Source organism: Brevibacillus parabrevis, assembly GCF_003710905.1.
Taxonomy (GTDB): domain Bacteria; phylum Bacillota; class Bacilli; order Brevibacillales; family Brevibacillaceae; genus Brevibacillus; species Brevibacillus parabrevis.
This window is the reverse complement of the sequence record NZ_RHHV01000017.1, coordinates 52925-66897: the sequence shown is the minus strand read 5'-3', so window position 1 is coordinate 66897 and position 13973 is coordinate 52925. Positions and strand designations below refer to the sequence as shown.

Genomic DNA, 13973 nt, shown 5'->3' with positions numbered 1-13973 from the left:
GCATGCAAGTGACAACAGGAACAAAAGGCCGTTTTATTACTGTCGAAGGTGGCGAAGGGGCGGGCAAATCGACTGTCATTGCCAAGCTGTACGAGGAATTGCAGGCGCGTGGCGTGGATGTGCTGTTGACACGCGAGCCGGGCGGTATCGATATTGCGGAAAAAATTCGGGAGATCATCCTGAATCCGGCGCATACGCAAATGGACGAGAGAACGGAAGCATTGCTGTACGCCGCAGCGAGACGCCAGCATTTGGCCGAAAAAGTGTTGCCTGCCTTGCAAGCCGGCAAGCTCGTGCTTTGCGATCGCTTTATCGACAGCAGTCTTGCTTATCAAGGCCATGCAAGAGGGCTTGGCATAGAGGCAGTCTATGAGATCAACCGCTTCGCCGTCGGTGACTGCATGCCGGAACTGACGCTGTTTTTCGATATACGTCCCGAGGTTGGACTGGCGAGAATCAACAAAGCGCGCGGCAGAGAAGTCAATCGGCTCGATCTGGAAGGAATCCGCTTCCACCAGCTGGTAAGAGAAGGGTATCAGCTTGTCATGGAAAAAGACCCCGATCGCTTCGTCGTTATTGATGCCGAGCAGCCGATGGAGCAGGTGTACGAATCGGCATTGCGCGTATTGCTGGACAGATTGTAAGGTTCGCAGTACCGCATGTACAGGTACATACTGTATAATATGTTTAGGCGAAATAGCGTACCAAGCCTACATGTTTTTCATACAATAAAGCACGTGCGGGATAATTCTTGCGGAAAGGGTGATAGCCGATGAAAATGGTAGTTGCGGTCGTCCAGGACAAAGATAGTGGTCGTCTGTCTCAACAACTGGTAAAGAAAGGGTTTCGTGCGACGAAGCTCGCCAGTACCGGCAGTTTTTTGCGAGCTGGCAACACAACGTTTTTGATCGGTACGTCTGACGAAAGCGTGCCGGAAGTAATCGACATCATTGCACACAACTGCAAATCCCGCAAGCAAATGGTCACTCCTGTTTCCCCTCTCAGCAATGCAGTGGATTCGTTCATGCCTTACCCGCTGGAGGTACAGGTAGGCGGAGCCGCCGTGTTTGTACTGGATGTAGGAGAGTTCCACTCTTTTTGACATATGATGCGCAAAAGTGAAGAGCATCCTCATTCTCATCTGCAGGTTAGTTCATGCTCTCTTTTTTCGCCGCTTTCGTTTATACTTGATGTAACGGGGGGTTTATCCCCTACTGATCGGGCCTGTGGGGTGGCGAGATGAAAATCGGCGATGGGCTTAGACCTAAGCTGGACATGATAAAAACGGCAGATTCACGTAGAAATCCTCAGCTCGAAAAGCTGAATTTTGGCACGATGGTGCAAGGAGAAGACGAGCGCATGTCCCAGGAGCTGATCAATCGGCTGCTCGGCGACATCGACAGGATGGGGCAAGTTCTTGCCAGATCGCGCTCTGTTCGCGATTTTTATGCATATAAAAACCTCGTCAAGCAATTCATGGAGGAAGCCGTCAAATACGGGGTTGCCCTGGATGACAGACGAGGAATCAATCGGCGAGGCCGCAGCAGGCTGTACAAAATCGTCAAGCAGGTCGATGAGGAGCTTTTGCGTCTGACAGATGAGCTTTTGAGCGACCAGGCGCCGACGATTGATTTGTTGGCCCGGATTGGCGAAATCCGCGGCATGCTGATCAACTTGTATTTTTAGTGGGTGTGAAACCATTATGACATGGACCCGTTTTTCCCAGCAGCCGAGAGCTTCCGAGCTGCTGTATCATAGCCTGCTCAACAACAGATTGGCACACGCCTATTTATTGGCTGGTCCCAAAGGAGCGGGTAAAAAGCAGATGGCCCTGCATCTGGCGAAGTCCCTTTTTTGTCCGGAAAGGGAAGCGGACGCCTGCGGGGCCTGTCTTACATGCAGGCGGATTGAAGGGGGAAACCACCCCGACGTCCTGTTTATTACACCTGATGGAGCTTCTATTAAAATCGACCAGATTCGCGCGCTGCAAAAAGAAATGGCCATGCGTGCGGTAGAGTCCAAGCACAAGGTGTACATCATCGAACACGTCGACAAAATGACGACGCAAGCTTCCAACAGCCTGCTGAAGTTTTTGGAGGAACCGCCCGCTGGTGTACTGGCCTTGCTTCTGACGGAACATAGCCACTCGATCCTCCCGACGATTTTATCCCGGTGCCAAATCGTGCAATTCTCTCCACTTTCTGCCGAAGCCATTGCGGCACAGCTGCGGTCAGACGGCATTTCCGCCGGGATGGCGCAGATTGCCTCCCACATTACGACAAATGTGGAAGAGGCCAAGGCACTCAGCCAATCAGAATCGTTTGCACAGCTAAGAAATCTAGTGATACAATTGAGCCATGAGTGCAAACAGCGTAATTCGTCTGCGCTCTTCACCATCCATGATATGTTGCAAAAGAGCGACAAAATCAAAGAGGAACTACCCCTCTTTTTAGATTTGCTCATCCTTTGGCTGCGCGATATCCTGTATGTGCAAGTAGGCAGGCATGCCCATCTCATTAACAGCGACCAACAGGATGTGCTGCAAGGACAAGCACTGGTATGGACAAAAGCTGAGCTCTTGCACGGGATAGATTTGGTCATGGATACGAAAAATCGGATAGAGCGAAACGCCAACGCACAGTTGGCTCTTGAGCGGTTGGTTCTTCAATTCCAGGAGGGATAACCCTTGTATGAGGTTGTTGGGGTCCGTTTTAAAAAAGCGGGCAAAATATATTACTTCGACCCTGACCGACTGCCGATAGAGAAAGATTGCACTGTAATCGTCGAAACGGCGAGAGGGGTCGAATATGGCAAGGTCGTCATCGGCAAAAAGGAAGTCGCTGAGTCCGATGTGGTGCTGCCGTTGAAAAAGGTCATTCGCATGGCTGACGATAAAGACGCTAAGCAGGTTGATGAAAACAAGCAAGCTGCGAAAAATGCCTTTTCCGTGTGCCAGACGAAGATCAAGGAGCACAAGCTCGATATGAAGCTGGTCGATGTGGAATACACATTTGACCGCAACAAGATCATTTTTTATTTTACCGCTGACGGCAGGGTTGATTTCCGCGAGCTGGTAAAAGACCTCGCTTCCGTGTTTCGCACCCGCATTGAACTGCGTCAGATTGGCGTGCGCGACGAAGCAAAAATGCTTGGCGGCATTGGTCCCTGTGGCAGGCTGCTGTGCTGTTCGACATTCCTCGGCGATTTCGAGCCAGTTTCGATCAAAATGGCCAAGGATCAAAACCTTTCGTTGAATCCAGCAAAAATCTCCGGTCTGTGCGGCCGTTTGATGTGCTGTTTAAAATACGAGAATGACAACTACGAAAGCACGCGTGATGAAATGCCGGATGTCGGCAAGGTGGTCACTACCCCGATGGGAAATGGACGAGTCGTTTCTGTTAACGTACTGGATCAGTCCGTTCAGGTGGAGCTTTCGATCGACAAACGCATCACGGAATTTGGATTGGATGAGATTGCGATAGGGCTCCCCACCTATGAATAAAGTGTGGGGGTAGGGGAGAGGTGAGCTAGTGGACAAACGGGAAATCTTCGTCAAGATGGCGAGCATTGAAGAACGAATTGGGGACCTGTACAAAGAGATCGGTGAGTTGAAAGACGTCATCGTTGTTTTGATGGAGGAAAATGCCCAATTACTCGTTGAAAACCAGCATCTTCGCAACCGACTGGACAAGAAAAAGACTGGCTCCCAGGCAAAACAAAAAGGAACAAGCATTGTTGCCAAGGAGAAAGCCAAAAAGGCCGTGGTCGGGGAAGGGTATGACAACCTTGCTCGTCTGTATGCGGAAGGGTTTCATATCTGCAATGTGCATTTCGGCAGTTTGCGTAAAGAAGGGGATTGCCTGTTCTGTCTCTCGTTTTTGAGCGGCGGCCCTCAAAAATAAAGGTGACGAGCGATCACCGTATGGAGAAAGCGACCTGTGCCACGTGTCAGGTCGCTTTTTCCAAGACAAGGACAAAAAGGAGTAGGAAATAAAGGATGGAACCTGTCACCAACGTGCCGCTCTACGATGCGGAGCGCATTGACGATTTATTGACACACGAAATGAAAATCATCCAGAGCCACGAGGTGTTCTGTTTTTCCATGGATGCTGTGCTGCTTGCGCGGTTTGCATCGGTGCCAAAGCGCGGCAGGGTGCTTGATATGTGTACGGGCAACGGGGCGATTCCGCTGATCATGACGACAAGGACGCCGGAAGCTCATTTTGATGGAATCGAAATTCAGCCGCGTTTGTACGACATGGCGAGTCGAAACGTACAGTTGAACGGGCTTACAGAACGGATCGAGATGCACCATGGAGACGTCAAAGAGGCTGTTGCCCATTACGGTCACGGCAAATTCGATCTGATTACGTGCAATCCGCCATATATGCCTGCGACGAGTGGCGAGAAAAACACCAGCGAGCACTTTGCGATCGCCCGTCATGAGATCTTGCTGTCGTTGGAAGATGTCATCCGGGTCGGCAGCCAGCTGTTGAAAAATGGGGGCAAGCTCGCACTCGTCCATCGGTCGACGCGACTGATTGATATCATTTCCTTGATGCGTCAATACGGAATCGAGCCGAAGCGGATGCGCCTGGTTTATCCGCGCAGGGATGCGGAGCCGAATATGGTACTAATCGAAGGAATGCGGGGCGGAAAGCCGGAGCTGAGGATTCAACCGCCATTGATTGTCTATGAGAATGGTGAGGAATACTGTGAGGAACTTCAGGAAATTTATTTTGGCAGAAGAGATTCCCTCGCATAAGAGCCACTTTGTCTACATGCTTTCCTGCGCAGACGGTTCCTTGTATACCGGCTATACGACGGAGCTGCTGCGCCGACTGGCGAAGCACCAGGAGGGAAAGGGCGCGAAGTATACCAGAGGACGCGGGCCGTTGGCGCTTGTCTTTTGGGAAGAGGGGCCTGACCGTTCATGGGGCTTGAAGCGGGAGGAAGCGATCAAACGGCTGAATCGCAAGCAAAAAGAAGACTTGATTGGAGGGACGCCGCAATGAATATACAGCGCAGCTTTGCGCAGGAGGAAACAGGTGTCCTGTATTTGGTGGCTACGCCAATTGGCAACCTCGATGACATCACGGTCCGGTGCTTGGAAACACTGCGCGCGGTCGATGTGATTGCCTGTGAAGATACGCGGCAAACAAGGAAGCTGCTGAACCATTTTCAGATCGAGAAGCGCACAGTGAGCTATCACGAGCATAATAAGGAAGCAAGCGGTCAAGGGCTGTTGCAATGGTTGGCAGAAGGAAAGCGAATTGCCTTGGTGAGCGACGCCGGACTGCCGGCTATCTCCGATCCGGGGGCAGATCTTGTGCGCGATGCAGTCGCCGCCGGATATCCTGTCGTTCCGGTGCCAGGTGCCAATGCCGCACTGACAGCTTTGATTGCTTCGGGACTGCCTACAGACCGTTTTGTTTTTTGCGGATTCATCGGGCGGGAAAACAAGGAGCGGCGCGAGGAGCTGGAACGGCTCAAGCGTTATCCGGAGACGTTGATTTTTTACGAAGCTCCGCATCGGATTGCAAAGACGATTGCCGCGATGCGGGAAGCGTGGGGAAATCGCCGGGCTGTTTTGGCTCGGGAGCTGACCAAGCGCTACGAAGAGTTTGTTCGCGGCACTTTTGACGAACTGCTGGAATGGCTGGACAGCGGGGAAGTGCGCGGGGAATTTTGCGTCATTGTCGAAGGCTACACAGGCGCTGTCGAAACAGAGGAAGCTGTTGACTGGTGGCAGCAAATGAGCGTCGTTGGGCATGTCGACCATTACTGTGAGCAGGGTCTGAGCAAAAAAGAAGCCATCAAGCAGGCGGCTGATGACCGCGGCTTGCCCAAACGGGACGTTTACAACGAGTACCATCGCGATCAGGAAGCGGAATAAGGAGCTGGCCTTAGCAGGTCGGCTTTTTTCTTTTGCTCAGAAAACACAAATAGCCTTCGCATAGCTTGTCCCTGTGCGAAGGCTATTTGTATGTAAATCGGTTTTTTATCAAAAATTAGCGTTTTACAACTGGCATCTCAGTCAGGCAATCTTGGCAAACGATTTTACCTTTAAAATGAGATACTTTATCAGCGTTTCCACAGAAGATGCAAGCAGGCTCGTATTTTTTCAGGATGATGCGCTCACCATCTACGTAAATTTCCAAAGCGTCTTTTTCGGCAATGCCGAGTGTGCGGCGCAATTCGATTGGAATAACGACACGACCCAATTCATCTACTTTACGAACAATCCCCGTTGATTTCATCATTGTAAATTCTCCTCCTAAAAATTCATATGTCGATGCTATTGTTAAACGCTCATCATTAATCGTCAATATTCGACATTTTCTGTTGGGATTATCATACCAGCGATTCCCAAAGGTGTCAACATGATTTTGACAAATCTTTGAAAACCAAAGTGTTTTTTGAAAATAAGAAAGTTGATATATCAGCGTTTTGTAGGAAACTGGAAAGTGTATGGAAATTTTTATGGATAAAATTTACTGGGATTAATGCATGTCGAAACAGTCACTTTATGTCGAATGAAACCGCGCCTATTCGACAAAAAAGCCTACTTCTCTCTGCTTTCCCTTTTCCTTACATTTGAAAATAATTCGGGAAAGATGGTGCTGGCTGGATGTTTACAAAACAGGTCGGTCGTGTACAATAGAGGATAAATGAGGGAATGCACAGCAAAAGCAAACGACCATGATGGGAAGAGTAAGCCGATCCTCCTTATTCCAGAGAGCCGGGGCAGCTGAAAACCGGTATAAGCGAGCAAGCCGAACATGGACCCAGAGTCTTGCAGATGAACAGCCGCGACCAAACCGTCGTGCCCAGTAGTCTGTGACGTTGACCCGCGTTAAGGGTAGAGTCTGTTTTGGACTCACCAAGTCCGTTTTCCGCGAGGGAGACGGAGCATTTGGGTGGTACCGCGAGTTAGAGCTCGCCCCAATTTTTTGGGGTGGGCTTTTCTATTTTTCTACATGTTATTAGGAGGGGCTAGGTTGCATGAAACCAACATACTACATCACCACACCGATTTATTATCCAAGCAATAAGCTGCACATCGGAAATGCCTACACGACAATTGCTTGCGATGCACTGGCGCGCTACAAACGTTTGCGCGGCTACGACGTCTACTACCTAACAGGTACGGACGAGCACGGTCAAAAGCTACAGGAGCGCGCGGCCGAAGATGGCAAGCAGCCATTGGAATTTATCGATCCTGTCGTAGACTGGATTCGCGACCTGTGGCAGAAGCTCGACATCTCGTACGATGATTTCATCCGTACGACACAGCCGCGCCACAAAGAAGTCGTGCAAAAAGTGTTCCAGCGTCTGCTTGACCAAGGCGATATTTACCTCGGCGAGTACGAAGGCTACTATTGCGTACCAGACGAGGCGTTCTGGACAGAAACCCAATGTAAAACCGACAAGGGTTACATTTGTCCGGATTGCGGCCGCGAAGTGAAGAAGGTCAAGGAGAAAAACTACTTCTTCCGCATGTCGAAGTATCAGGACAGACTGCTCGCGCACATTGAAGCGAACCCTGACTTCATTCAACCGGAGAGTCGCCGCAACGAGATGATCAACAACTTCCTGAAGCCTGGACTCCAGGACTTGTCCGTATCCCGCAGCACATTTGACTGGGGAATTAAAGTGCCGAGCGATCCTGAACATGTGATTTACGTCTGGATTGACGCGTTGACCAACTACATTTCTGCTCTTGGCTACTTGTCTGACGACGACAGCAAATATCGCCGTTTCTGGCCTGCCAACGTCCATATGGTCGGAAAAGACATTTTGCGCTTCCATACGATCTACTGGCCGATTTTGCTGATGGCGCTCGATGTTCCGCTGCCGAAACAAATTTTCGGTCATGGCTGGCTGTTGATGCCGGATGGAAAAATGTCCAAGTCGAAAGGAAATGTTATCGATCCCAAGCTGCTGATTGACCGTTACGGCTCCGATGGCGTTCGCTACTTCCTGTTGCGTGAAATCAACTTCGGGCAGGACGGCATTTTCACACCGGAATCGTTCGTACAGCGCCTGAACTACGATCTGGCAAACGATATCGGCAACTTGCTCAGCCGCACCGCTACCATGATCGAGAAATACTTCGAAGGCGTAGTTCCAGCTCCGCAAGATGCTGGCGAACCGGATGACAGCCTGATCAGCCTCGCGATGAAAACGAAGGCGCTGGTCGAGGAGCATATGGAAGAAATGCGTTTCTCCAATGCGCTTGCCCACATCTGGGAACTGGTGGGCCGCACGAACAAATACATCGACGAAACCATGCCGTGGAACCTGGCAAAATCGGAAGAAACCAAAGGACGTCTGGCGACAGTCATGTACAACCTCGCGGAAAGCATTCGCATCAGTTCCGTGCTGATTCAACCGTTCATGACCAAGGCGCCTGCGAAAATTTGGGACCAACTCGGCATTTTGGGCAACGAACAGGCGACAAGCTGGGAATCGGCTGGCGTATGGGGCGGATTGCCTGCCGGCAGCATCGTGAGCCGCAAAGAGCTTTTGTTCCCGCGTCTGGACGTGCAGGCTGAGCTGGCTTTCATTGACGATTCGACAGCAGAAGCACGCCGCCAAGCAGAGGAAAACAAGAAAAAACAAGACGCTTTGAAAGGGGAAGCACCTGTGAACGAAACAACGGCAAACCAGGCGGAAGCGACAGAAAAACCAGCGGATGCCAAAGAAGAAATCGGTATCGACGATTTTGGCAAAGTAGAACTGCGTGTTGCGCAAGTAGTGGAATGTGCGAAGCACCCGAACGCCGACAAACTGCTGATTTTGCAACTGGATCTCGGCTATGAAAAGCGCCAAGTCGTTTCCGGTATCGCGAAATACTACACGCCGGAAGACATGGTCGGCAAAAAAGTAATCCTCGTAGCCAATCTGAAGCCTGTGAAACTGCGCGGAGAGCTGTCGCAGGGCATGATTTTGGCAGCGTCCGCAGGCGATCAGCTGACGCTTGCGACAGTAGATCCGAGCATGCCGAACGGAGCGATTGTGAAGTAACGAGGGGCAGGAAAGGAAGAACCTATTTTGCTATTTGAGACACATGCGCACCTGAATGCAAAAGAATTTGATGAGGATCGCGAGGAAGTCATCGCCCGCGCGCGGGAAAACGGCGTCAGCACGATCGTGAACATCGGATTCAACGCAGAAACCATCCCGACTTGCATGGATCTGGCGAAAAACCACGATTTCATATACGCAGTCATCGGCTGGCATCCCCAGGACGCCAAAGACATGACCGACGAGCATTTGGAGTGGATCGAGGAGTTGAGCCGCGATCCGAAGGTAGTGGGGCTGGGCGAAATGGGCCTGGACTATTACTGGGATACGTCGCCAAAAGACGTGCAGGCAGAAGTATTCCGCAAGCAAATTCGTTTGGCGCGGAAGCTCGACATGCCGATCATCATCCACAATCGCGACGCGCACCAGGATGTTTTGACGATCCTGAAAGAAGAAAAGGCAGCAGAGGTCGGAGGGATCATGCACTGCTTCTCCGGCAGCTGGGAGACGGCGAAGCTGGCGCTGGACATGAACTTTTACATTTCATTCGGCGGCCCGCTGACCTTTAAAAATGCGAAGCAGCCAAAAGAAGTAGCAGCCCAAGTACCGCTCGACAAGCTGTTGATAGAAACAGACTGCCCGTACCTGACCCCTCATCCGTTCCGCGGGAAGCGAAATGAGAGTGGATACGTGCGTTACGTCTGCGAGGAAATGGCGAACATTCGCGGCTTGTCTTACGAAGAAATGGCCCAAATCACCACAGAAAATGCAAGACGACTGTTTCGCCTCCAGCCGTAAAAAACAGCAAGCCAAAACGGGAGATCACGCCATATCACGTGATTTCCCGTTTTTTTGTGCTGCGATCTGTTGTTCTACTCGTTTTTTGCGGCGCATACCTTGAACAATGTGTCGAACGATTATTGTCCATCCGACAAAGCTTCTCGACAGAAATCTGCTACCATTCGCCATCTGATTTTTGCTAGTCTGTTAGCATTATCGCTTCGGCCAGGGGAGGGTAAATTTGACAAAGGGAAAAAAGTAACTTACAATCAAAGCCGACCTTGTTAAGTACAGACCACTTCCAGAATATTGGTGCAATTACATCGACCCTTACCTGGCTAGACAGGAGAAGCCTCGTGCTTTTCTAGGAAAAGGAGTGTGGGAAATGGAGTTACGCGCGATATGGGAAAAGTATAAGCATTCGGGGCTTGTCGTTTTCGGCATCCTTGCTCTTGTGCTCGTTCCCATGGTTGGCTATTTCTCTGCCCAGGCTACCCAGCCAAAACAGGTCACTTTTTCGTTGGACGGAGAAAGCCAGACGGTAGCTACCAAAGCTAGTACCGTACAGCAGTTCTTGACCGAGCGAAACATTACGGTAACGGAAAAGGATTCCCTTCAACCAACACCTGAGACGAAGCTATCAGACGGAGCATTGATCACTTTACATACAGCCTGGTCCATTCCGGTCCAGGTTGACGGGCAGACTAAAACGATACAGACACTTAGTCGGGATGTTGCTGGCGTGTTGAAGGACAGCGGCATTGCGCTGGGTGAAAAGGACCGGGTAGAGCCGGCCCTGACCGCCTCGCTGACGAAGGACGCTTCGATTACAATTAAGCGCGTAGTCGAGCAGACAGTCAAAGTCGAGGAACGGGTTGCTTTTCAGGAAATACGCAAGAACGATCCGGCATTAACCAAGGGTAAGTCCCGTGTACTGCAAAACGGGCAAGAGGGTAAGGCAATTGCACACTACAAGCTGGTCATGGAAGACGGAAAGGAGGTCTCCCGTGAACTGGTGGCAAGAGATGTGCTTGTGCCAAAGAAGGACCAAGTGGTGGCCGTCGGAACAGCAGCTCCTTCGCTGCAAAACAACGATCCATCGCAAAGGGTCTTGGTCGCTTCAGCGGGAATGATCTCGCGTGGTGGGAAAGTATTCAGGCCGAAAAAAGTGCTGAACGGGGTTACTTTGACTGCCTATTCTCCTTCAGGGGGAGGCAAGCATCCTAGCTCGCCAGGCTATGGACGTACGGCGACAGGCGTCAAAGCAAAGGCAGGCCACACGATCGCAGTAGACCCAAAAGTCATTCCATATGGCTGGTGGGTGTATATTGAGGGCGTAGGGTATCGCCGGGCAGAAGACACAGGCGGCGCCATGCGCGGCGGAAAAATTGACGTGTTTGTGAGCACAGAGCCAGAAGCCGTTCAATTTGGTCGCAAGCGCAACAAAACCGTCTATATAATCGGGCCGCAGAAACCATAGGACAGGAGCAGACCGCTCCTGTCTTTGTCTTTGGCGTTTTGCGAATAGACATGATAAGCTGTTTGATAGTTAGACGGTTTCAGGCGAGGATTCGTTTCGGCATTTTCAGGCTTTTTGCCTGATTTTTTTGGAACACTACTAGCAAAAGCGACATTGTACGAAAGTAGGAGTACGTCATGAAAATAAAAGAGGTCATCGTCGTGGAGGGGAGAGACGACACCGCTGCCATCAAGCGTGCAGTGAACGCTGACACGATTGAAACGGGTGGTTCCGCCATCCATGCCAGAACGATAGAAAAAATCCGGCTGGCGCAGCAGAAGCGCGGCGTCATTATTTTTACAGACCCCGATTATCAGGGGGAGCGCATTCGCAAGATCATCAGTCGTTCCGTACCGGGCTGCAAGCACGCCTTCATTACCCAGGAGGACGGTATGAAAAAAGGCGACATCGGGGTGGAGAACGCTACACCGGAAGTGATTGTTCGCGCGCTGTCGGAAGTCCGGACAGAGATGGCGGAAACAGCCGGAGAGATTACCTCCGATGATTTGCTGGAAAATGGACTCACGTCGGGAAGCGATGCCAAGGAGCGGAGAATCAAGCTTGGGGAAGCTTTGGGGATCGGTTACGCCAACGCCAAGCAAATGCTGCAACGGCTGAATGCTTTTCAAATCACTCGCGCGGAATTTAAAGCGGCTGTAGAAGCCATCGATAAAGAGAGGGAGTAAGCAATGACGCAAGCAGCAGGCAAGGATATTGCCACACCTACGCGAACAAAAGAAATCCTGGAGAAGTACGGCTTCTCCTTCAAGAAGAGTTTGGGCCAAAATTTCCTCGTAGACACCAACATTTTGCACAATATCGTGGACGAAGCTGATCTGACGAAGGAAAAAGGCGCGATTGAAATCGGCCCGGGGATTGGCGCTTTGACCGAACAATTGGGACGAGCAGCAGGGAAGGTCATGGCGATTGAAATCGACCAGCGGCTTTTGCCCATTTTGCAGGACACGCTGTCGCCCTACGACAATATCGAGGTCGTGCATGGCGACGTGCTGGAGCTTGATTTGCGTTCCCTCATTACAGAGAAGCTGGCTGGGGTCGAGAAGCTGAGCGTCGTAGCCAATCTGCCTTACTATGTGACGACGCCGATTTTGATGAAGCTGCTGGAAGAGAGACTGCCTCTGGAGAACATCGTGGTCATGATTCAAAAAGAAGTGGCTGAGAGAATTGCTGCCAAGCCAGGCACGAAAGACTACGGCTCTCTTTCTGTCGCGGCGCAGTTTTATGCGGAAACAGAAGTCGCGATGATCGTTCCAGCCAGCGTGTTTATTCCTCGTCCTAACGTCGATTCTGCCGTCATCAGGCTCAAAGTCAGGGATCGTCCGCCAGTTGAAGTGGACGACCAGGATGTGTTTTTCCGGGTGGTGCGCTGCTCGTTCGCCCAACGGCGCAAAACTTTGTTGAACAACCTGATGAACGGTCTGTTTCTAAAAACACAGAAGGATGAAGTAATACAGATGCTTTCTGACATCGGGATTGAACCGACCCGCCGCGGCGAAACCCTCAGTATCGAGGAGTTCGCCCGCCTAGCCAACGAAGGCTTGCGGCGCGGCCTTATTGGGCAATAAGACAAACTTTTACCCTCGTTTTTGGACGGAAAAAGCCAAAGACGGGGGTTTTTTGTCGATGAATGCAAGAAAAATGCGGGAAATAAAGGCCGGGCTATTATCGGCAAGCCTTGCTACAGCAAGGTTTTTGCGCATTGTGGACATACTGTTGGAGAGCAGGTGACAAATATCTGCTAATTTGCTGAAAAAAACCCCGTTGACAAAATATCTACAGGGTTGCTATAATTTTTTATTTCTTTGACAAAATATAATTGAGCTGTTATAATAGATGTAAGCGAGGTGGATGGAACAATGGCAAGAAACGCGTTACTTGACATTAAACGCAGTTTAGACGGGCACATTGGTGAACGCATCCTTCTGAAGGCCAATGGAGGTCGCCGTAAAACCGTCGAACGAAGTGGCATCCTCGAAGAAACATACCCATCTGTGTTTGTGGTAAAGCTTGACGACGATCAACTCTTTGAGCGGGTCTCCTACAGCTATGCCGACATCTTGACGGAAACAGTAGAGTTGACGGTGTGCCGCGATAACGAGCACATCCGCATCACATTTGTACAACAGTAGAGCCCTTTTGGGTTCTACTGTTTTATTTTTGCTATCAAAAGGTTGTAAATATTTGGGCGCGAAGATGAAAAAGCTGGACTTGGAGCACACTATACCTGTCAACGGGAAGGGAGGATGCTATGGGTCGCAGACGAGGAATGATGTCAGAGCAGTTCAAGATGGAACTCGCCAAGGAGCTTGGCTTTTACGATACGGTAAAGGCGGAGGGCTGGGGAGGCATCACGACGCGTGACGCGGGAAACATGGTGAAGCGAGCTGTACAGCTTGCCGAGGAAGCACTGGCTGCCAGACGGTCATAAGCGCTGGCAGGACGCGAGCGGACACATCCCATCTCAGGAATACAATCATACAAACTCGTTGACAAGGCCGGGACCTCCCGGCTTTTTTCATGCCGAAAAACACTGCTGAATTTTCGAAATAACCGCAATGATCTCGATCCTATTCTTTTTGGGGTATCAACTGGCAGGGGAGAGATTGGCTATGCTACAATAAGA

General features: G+C 50.8%; 17 protein-coding genes. 16 read left to right on the top strand and 1 reads right to left on the bottom strand.

Features of this window, described 5'->3' with window-relative positions; all coding sequences use genetic code 11:
* The first annotated feature begins 2 nt into the window (after window positions 1–2).
* From tmk to rsmI, 9 genes are all read left to right on the top strand, one after another.
* Window positions 3–644, top strand: coding sequence for a dTMP kinase (gene tmk, locus EDM60_RS23015; RefSeq protein WP_122966039.1), 642 nt, complete (start codon window positions 3–5; stop codon window positions 642–644).
* A gap of 128 nt (window positions 645–772) precedes the next feature.
* The gene (locus EDM60_RS23010; protein WP_007719896.1) at window positions 773–1102 is read left to right on the top strand and encodes a cyclic-di-AMP receptor; all 330 of its coding nucleotides are present in this window, start codon (window positions 773–775) and stop codon (window positions 1100–1102) included.
* Between the two features lie 137 nt (window positions 1103–1239).
* Complete coding sequence (locus tag EDM60_RS23005; RefSeq protein ID WP_122966038.1) at window positions 1240–1686, top strand: YaaR family protein; 447 nt, start codon at window positions 1240–1242, stop codon at window positions 1684–1686.
* A 16-nt stretch (window positions 1687–1702) separates the two neighbouring features.
* Window positions 1703–2683 carry a DNA polymerase III subunit delta' gene (holB, locus tag EDM60_RS23000; protein WP_063230308.1) on the top strand — a complete coding sequence of 327 codons (981 nt, stop codon included), beginning with the start codon at window positions 1703–1705 and terminating at the stop codon, window positions 2681–2683.
* Between the two features lie 3 nt (window positions 2684–2686).
* Window positions 2687–3502, top strand: a complete 816-nt coding sequence (locus tag EDM60_RS22995) for a PSP1 domain-containing protein (RefSeq protein ID WP_063230309.1) — start codon at window positions 2687–2689, stop codon at window positions 3500–3502.
* 28 nt (window positions 3503–3530) lie between these two features.
* Window positions 3531–3902, top strand: a complete 372-nt coding sequence (gene yabA / locus EDM60_RS22990; RefSeq protein ID WP_122966037.1) for a DNA replication initiation control protein YabA — start codon at window positions 3531–3533, stop codon at window positions 3900–3902.
* 95 nt (window positions 3903–3997) lie between these two features.
* Entirely contained in the window at window positions 3998–4765 is a 768-nt protein-coding gene (locus EDM60_RS22985) for a tRNA1(Val) (adenine(37)-N6)-methyltransferase (protein ID WP_122966036.1), read from the top strand.
* A complete protein-coding gene (locus EDM60_RS22980) occupies window positions 4740–5015 on the top strand; it encodes a GIY-YIG nuclease family protein (RefSeq protein WP_233454143.1) in 276 nt (91 codons plus the stop codon). The genes EDM60_RS22985 and EDM60_RS22980 overlap by 26 nt, the downstream gene beginning before the upstream one ends.
* A complete protein-coding gene (gene rsmI / locus EDM60_RS22975; RefSeq protein WP_122966034.1) occupies window positions 5012–5896 on the top strand; it encodes a 16S rRNA (cytidine(1402)-2'-O)-methyltransferase in 885 nt (294 codons plus the stop codon). The genes EDM60_RS22980 and rsmI overlap by 4 nt, the downstream gene beginning before the upstream one ends.
* A 115-nt stretch (window positions 5897–6011) precedes the next feature.
* On the opposite strand, the gene EDM60_RS22970 is transcribed toward rsmI, so the two are convergent.
* Window positions 6012–6263, bottom strand: a complete 252-nt coding sequence (locus tag EDM60_RS22970) for an AbrB/MazE/SpoVT family DNA-binding domain-containing protein (protein ID WP_007776347.1) — start codon at window positions 6261–6263, stop codon at window positions 6012–6014.
* A 742-nt stretch (window positions 6264–7005) separates the two neighbouring features.
* On the opposite strand from EDM60_RS22970, the gene metG reads away from it, so the two are divergent.
* From metG to EDM60_RS22935, 7 genes are all read left to right on the top strand, one after another.
* Window positions 7006–9030 carry a methionine--tRNA ligase gene (metG, locus tag EDM60_RS22965; RefSeq protein ID WP_122966033.1) on the top strand — a complete coding sequence of 675 codons (2025 nt, stop codon included), beginning with the start codon at window positions 7006–7008 and terminating at the stop codon, window positions 9028–9030.
* A 27-nt stretch (window positions 9031–9057) separates the two neighbouring features.
* Window positions 9058–9828: a TatD family hydrolase gene (locus EDM60_RS22960; RefSeq protein WP_063230315.1), complete on the top strand. Its 771-nt coding sequence runs from the start codon at window positions 9058–9060 to the stop codon at window positions 9826–9828.
* 367 nt (window positions 9829–10195) lie between these two features.
* A complete protein-coding gene (locus EDM60_RS22955) occupies window positions 10196–11290 on the top strand; it encodes a 3D domain-containing protein (protein ID WP_122966032.1) in 1095 nt (364 codons plus the stop codon).
* 176 nt (window positions 11291–11466) lie between these two features.
* Complete coding sequence (gene rnmV / locus EDM60_RS22950) at window positions 11467–12015, top strand: ribonuclease M5 (RefSeq protein WP_063230317.1); 549 nt, start codon at window positions 11467–11469, stop codon at window positions 12013–12015.
* A gap of 3 nt (window positions 12016–12018) precedes the next feature.
* A complete protein-coding gene (gene rsmA / locus EDM60_RS22945; RefSeq protein ID WP_063230318.1) occupies window positions 12019–12915 on the top strand; it encodes a 16S rRNA (adenine(1518)-N(6)/adenine(1519)-N(6))-dimethyltransferase RsmA in 897 nt (298 codons plus the stop codon).
* Window positions 12916–13206: 291 nt separating this feature from the next.
* On the top strand, window positions 13207–13479 hold the full coding sequence (gene veg, locus EDM60_RS22940; protein WP_122966031.1) for a biofilm formation stimulator Veg: 273 nt from the start codon (window positions 13207–13209) through the stop codon (window positions 13477–13479).
* A 119-nt stretch (window positions 13480–13598) separates the two neighbouring features.
* Window positions 13599–13778: a small, acid-soluble spore protein, alpha/beta type gene (locus EDM60_RS22935; protein ID WP_063230319.1), complete on the top strand. Its 180-nt coding sequence runs from the start codon at window positions 13599–13601 to the stop codon at window positions 13776–13778.
* Window positions 13779–13973 lie beyond the last annotated feature (195 nt).

Bases quoted from the DNA above. Each gene is read 5' to 3' on its own strand.
- tmk (WP_122966039.1), top strand. From the start codon at position 3: ATGCAAGTGACAACAGGAACAAAAGGCCGTTTTATTACTGTCGAAGGT.
- EDM60_RS23010 (WP_007719896.1), top strand. From the start codon at position 773: ATGAAAATGGTAGTTGCGGTCGTCCAGGACAAAGATAGTGGTCGTCTG.
- EDM60_RS23005 (WP_122966038.1), top strand. From the start codon at position 1,240: ATGAAAATCGGCGATGGGCTTAGACCTAAGCTGGACATGATAAAAACG.
- holB (WP_063230308.1), top strand. From the start codon at position 1,703: ATGACATGGACCCGTTTTTCCCAGCAGCCGAGAGCTTCCGAGCTGCTG.
- EDM60_RS22985 (WP_122966036.1), top strand. From the start codon at position 3,998: ATGGAACCTGTCACCAACGTGCCGCTCTACGATGCGGAGCGCATTGAC.
- rsmI (WP_122966034.1), top strand. From the start codon at position 5,012: ATGAATATACAGCGCAGCTTTGCGCAGGAGGAAACAGGTGTCCTGTAT.
- EDM60_RS22970 (WP_007776347.1), bottom strand. From the start codon at position 6,263: ATGATGAAATCAACGGGGATTGTTCGTAAAGTAGATGAATTGGGTCGT.
- metG (WP_122966033.1), top strand. From the start codon at position 7,006: ATGAAACCAACATACTACATCACCACACCGATTTATTATCCAAGCAAT.
- EDM60_RS22955 (WP_122966032.1), top strand. From the start codon at position 10,196: ATGGAGTTACGCGCGATATGGGAAAAGTATAAGCATTCGGGGCTTGTC.
- rnmV (WP_063230317.1), top strand. From the start codon at position 11,467: ATGAAAATAAAAGAGGTCATCGTCGTGGAGGGGAGAGACGACACCGCT.
- rsmA (WP_063230318.1), top strand. From the start codon at position 12,019: ATGACGCAAGCAGCAGGCAAGGATATTGCCACACCTACGCGAACAAAA.
- veg (WP_122966031.1), top strand. From the start codon at position 13,207: ATGGCAAGAAACGCGTTACTTGACATTAAACGCAGTTTAGACGGGCAC.
- EDM60_RS22935 (WP_063230319.1), top strand. From the start codon at position 13,599: ATGGGTCGCAGACGAGGAATGATGTCAGAGCAGTTCAAGATGGAACTC.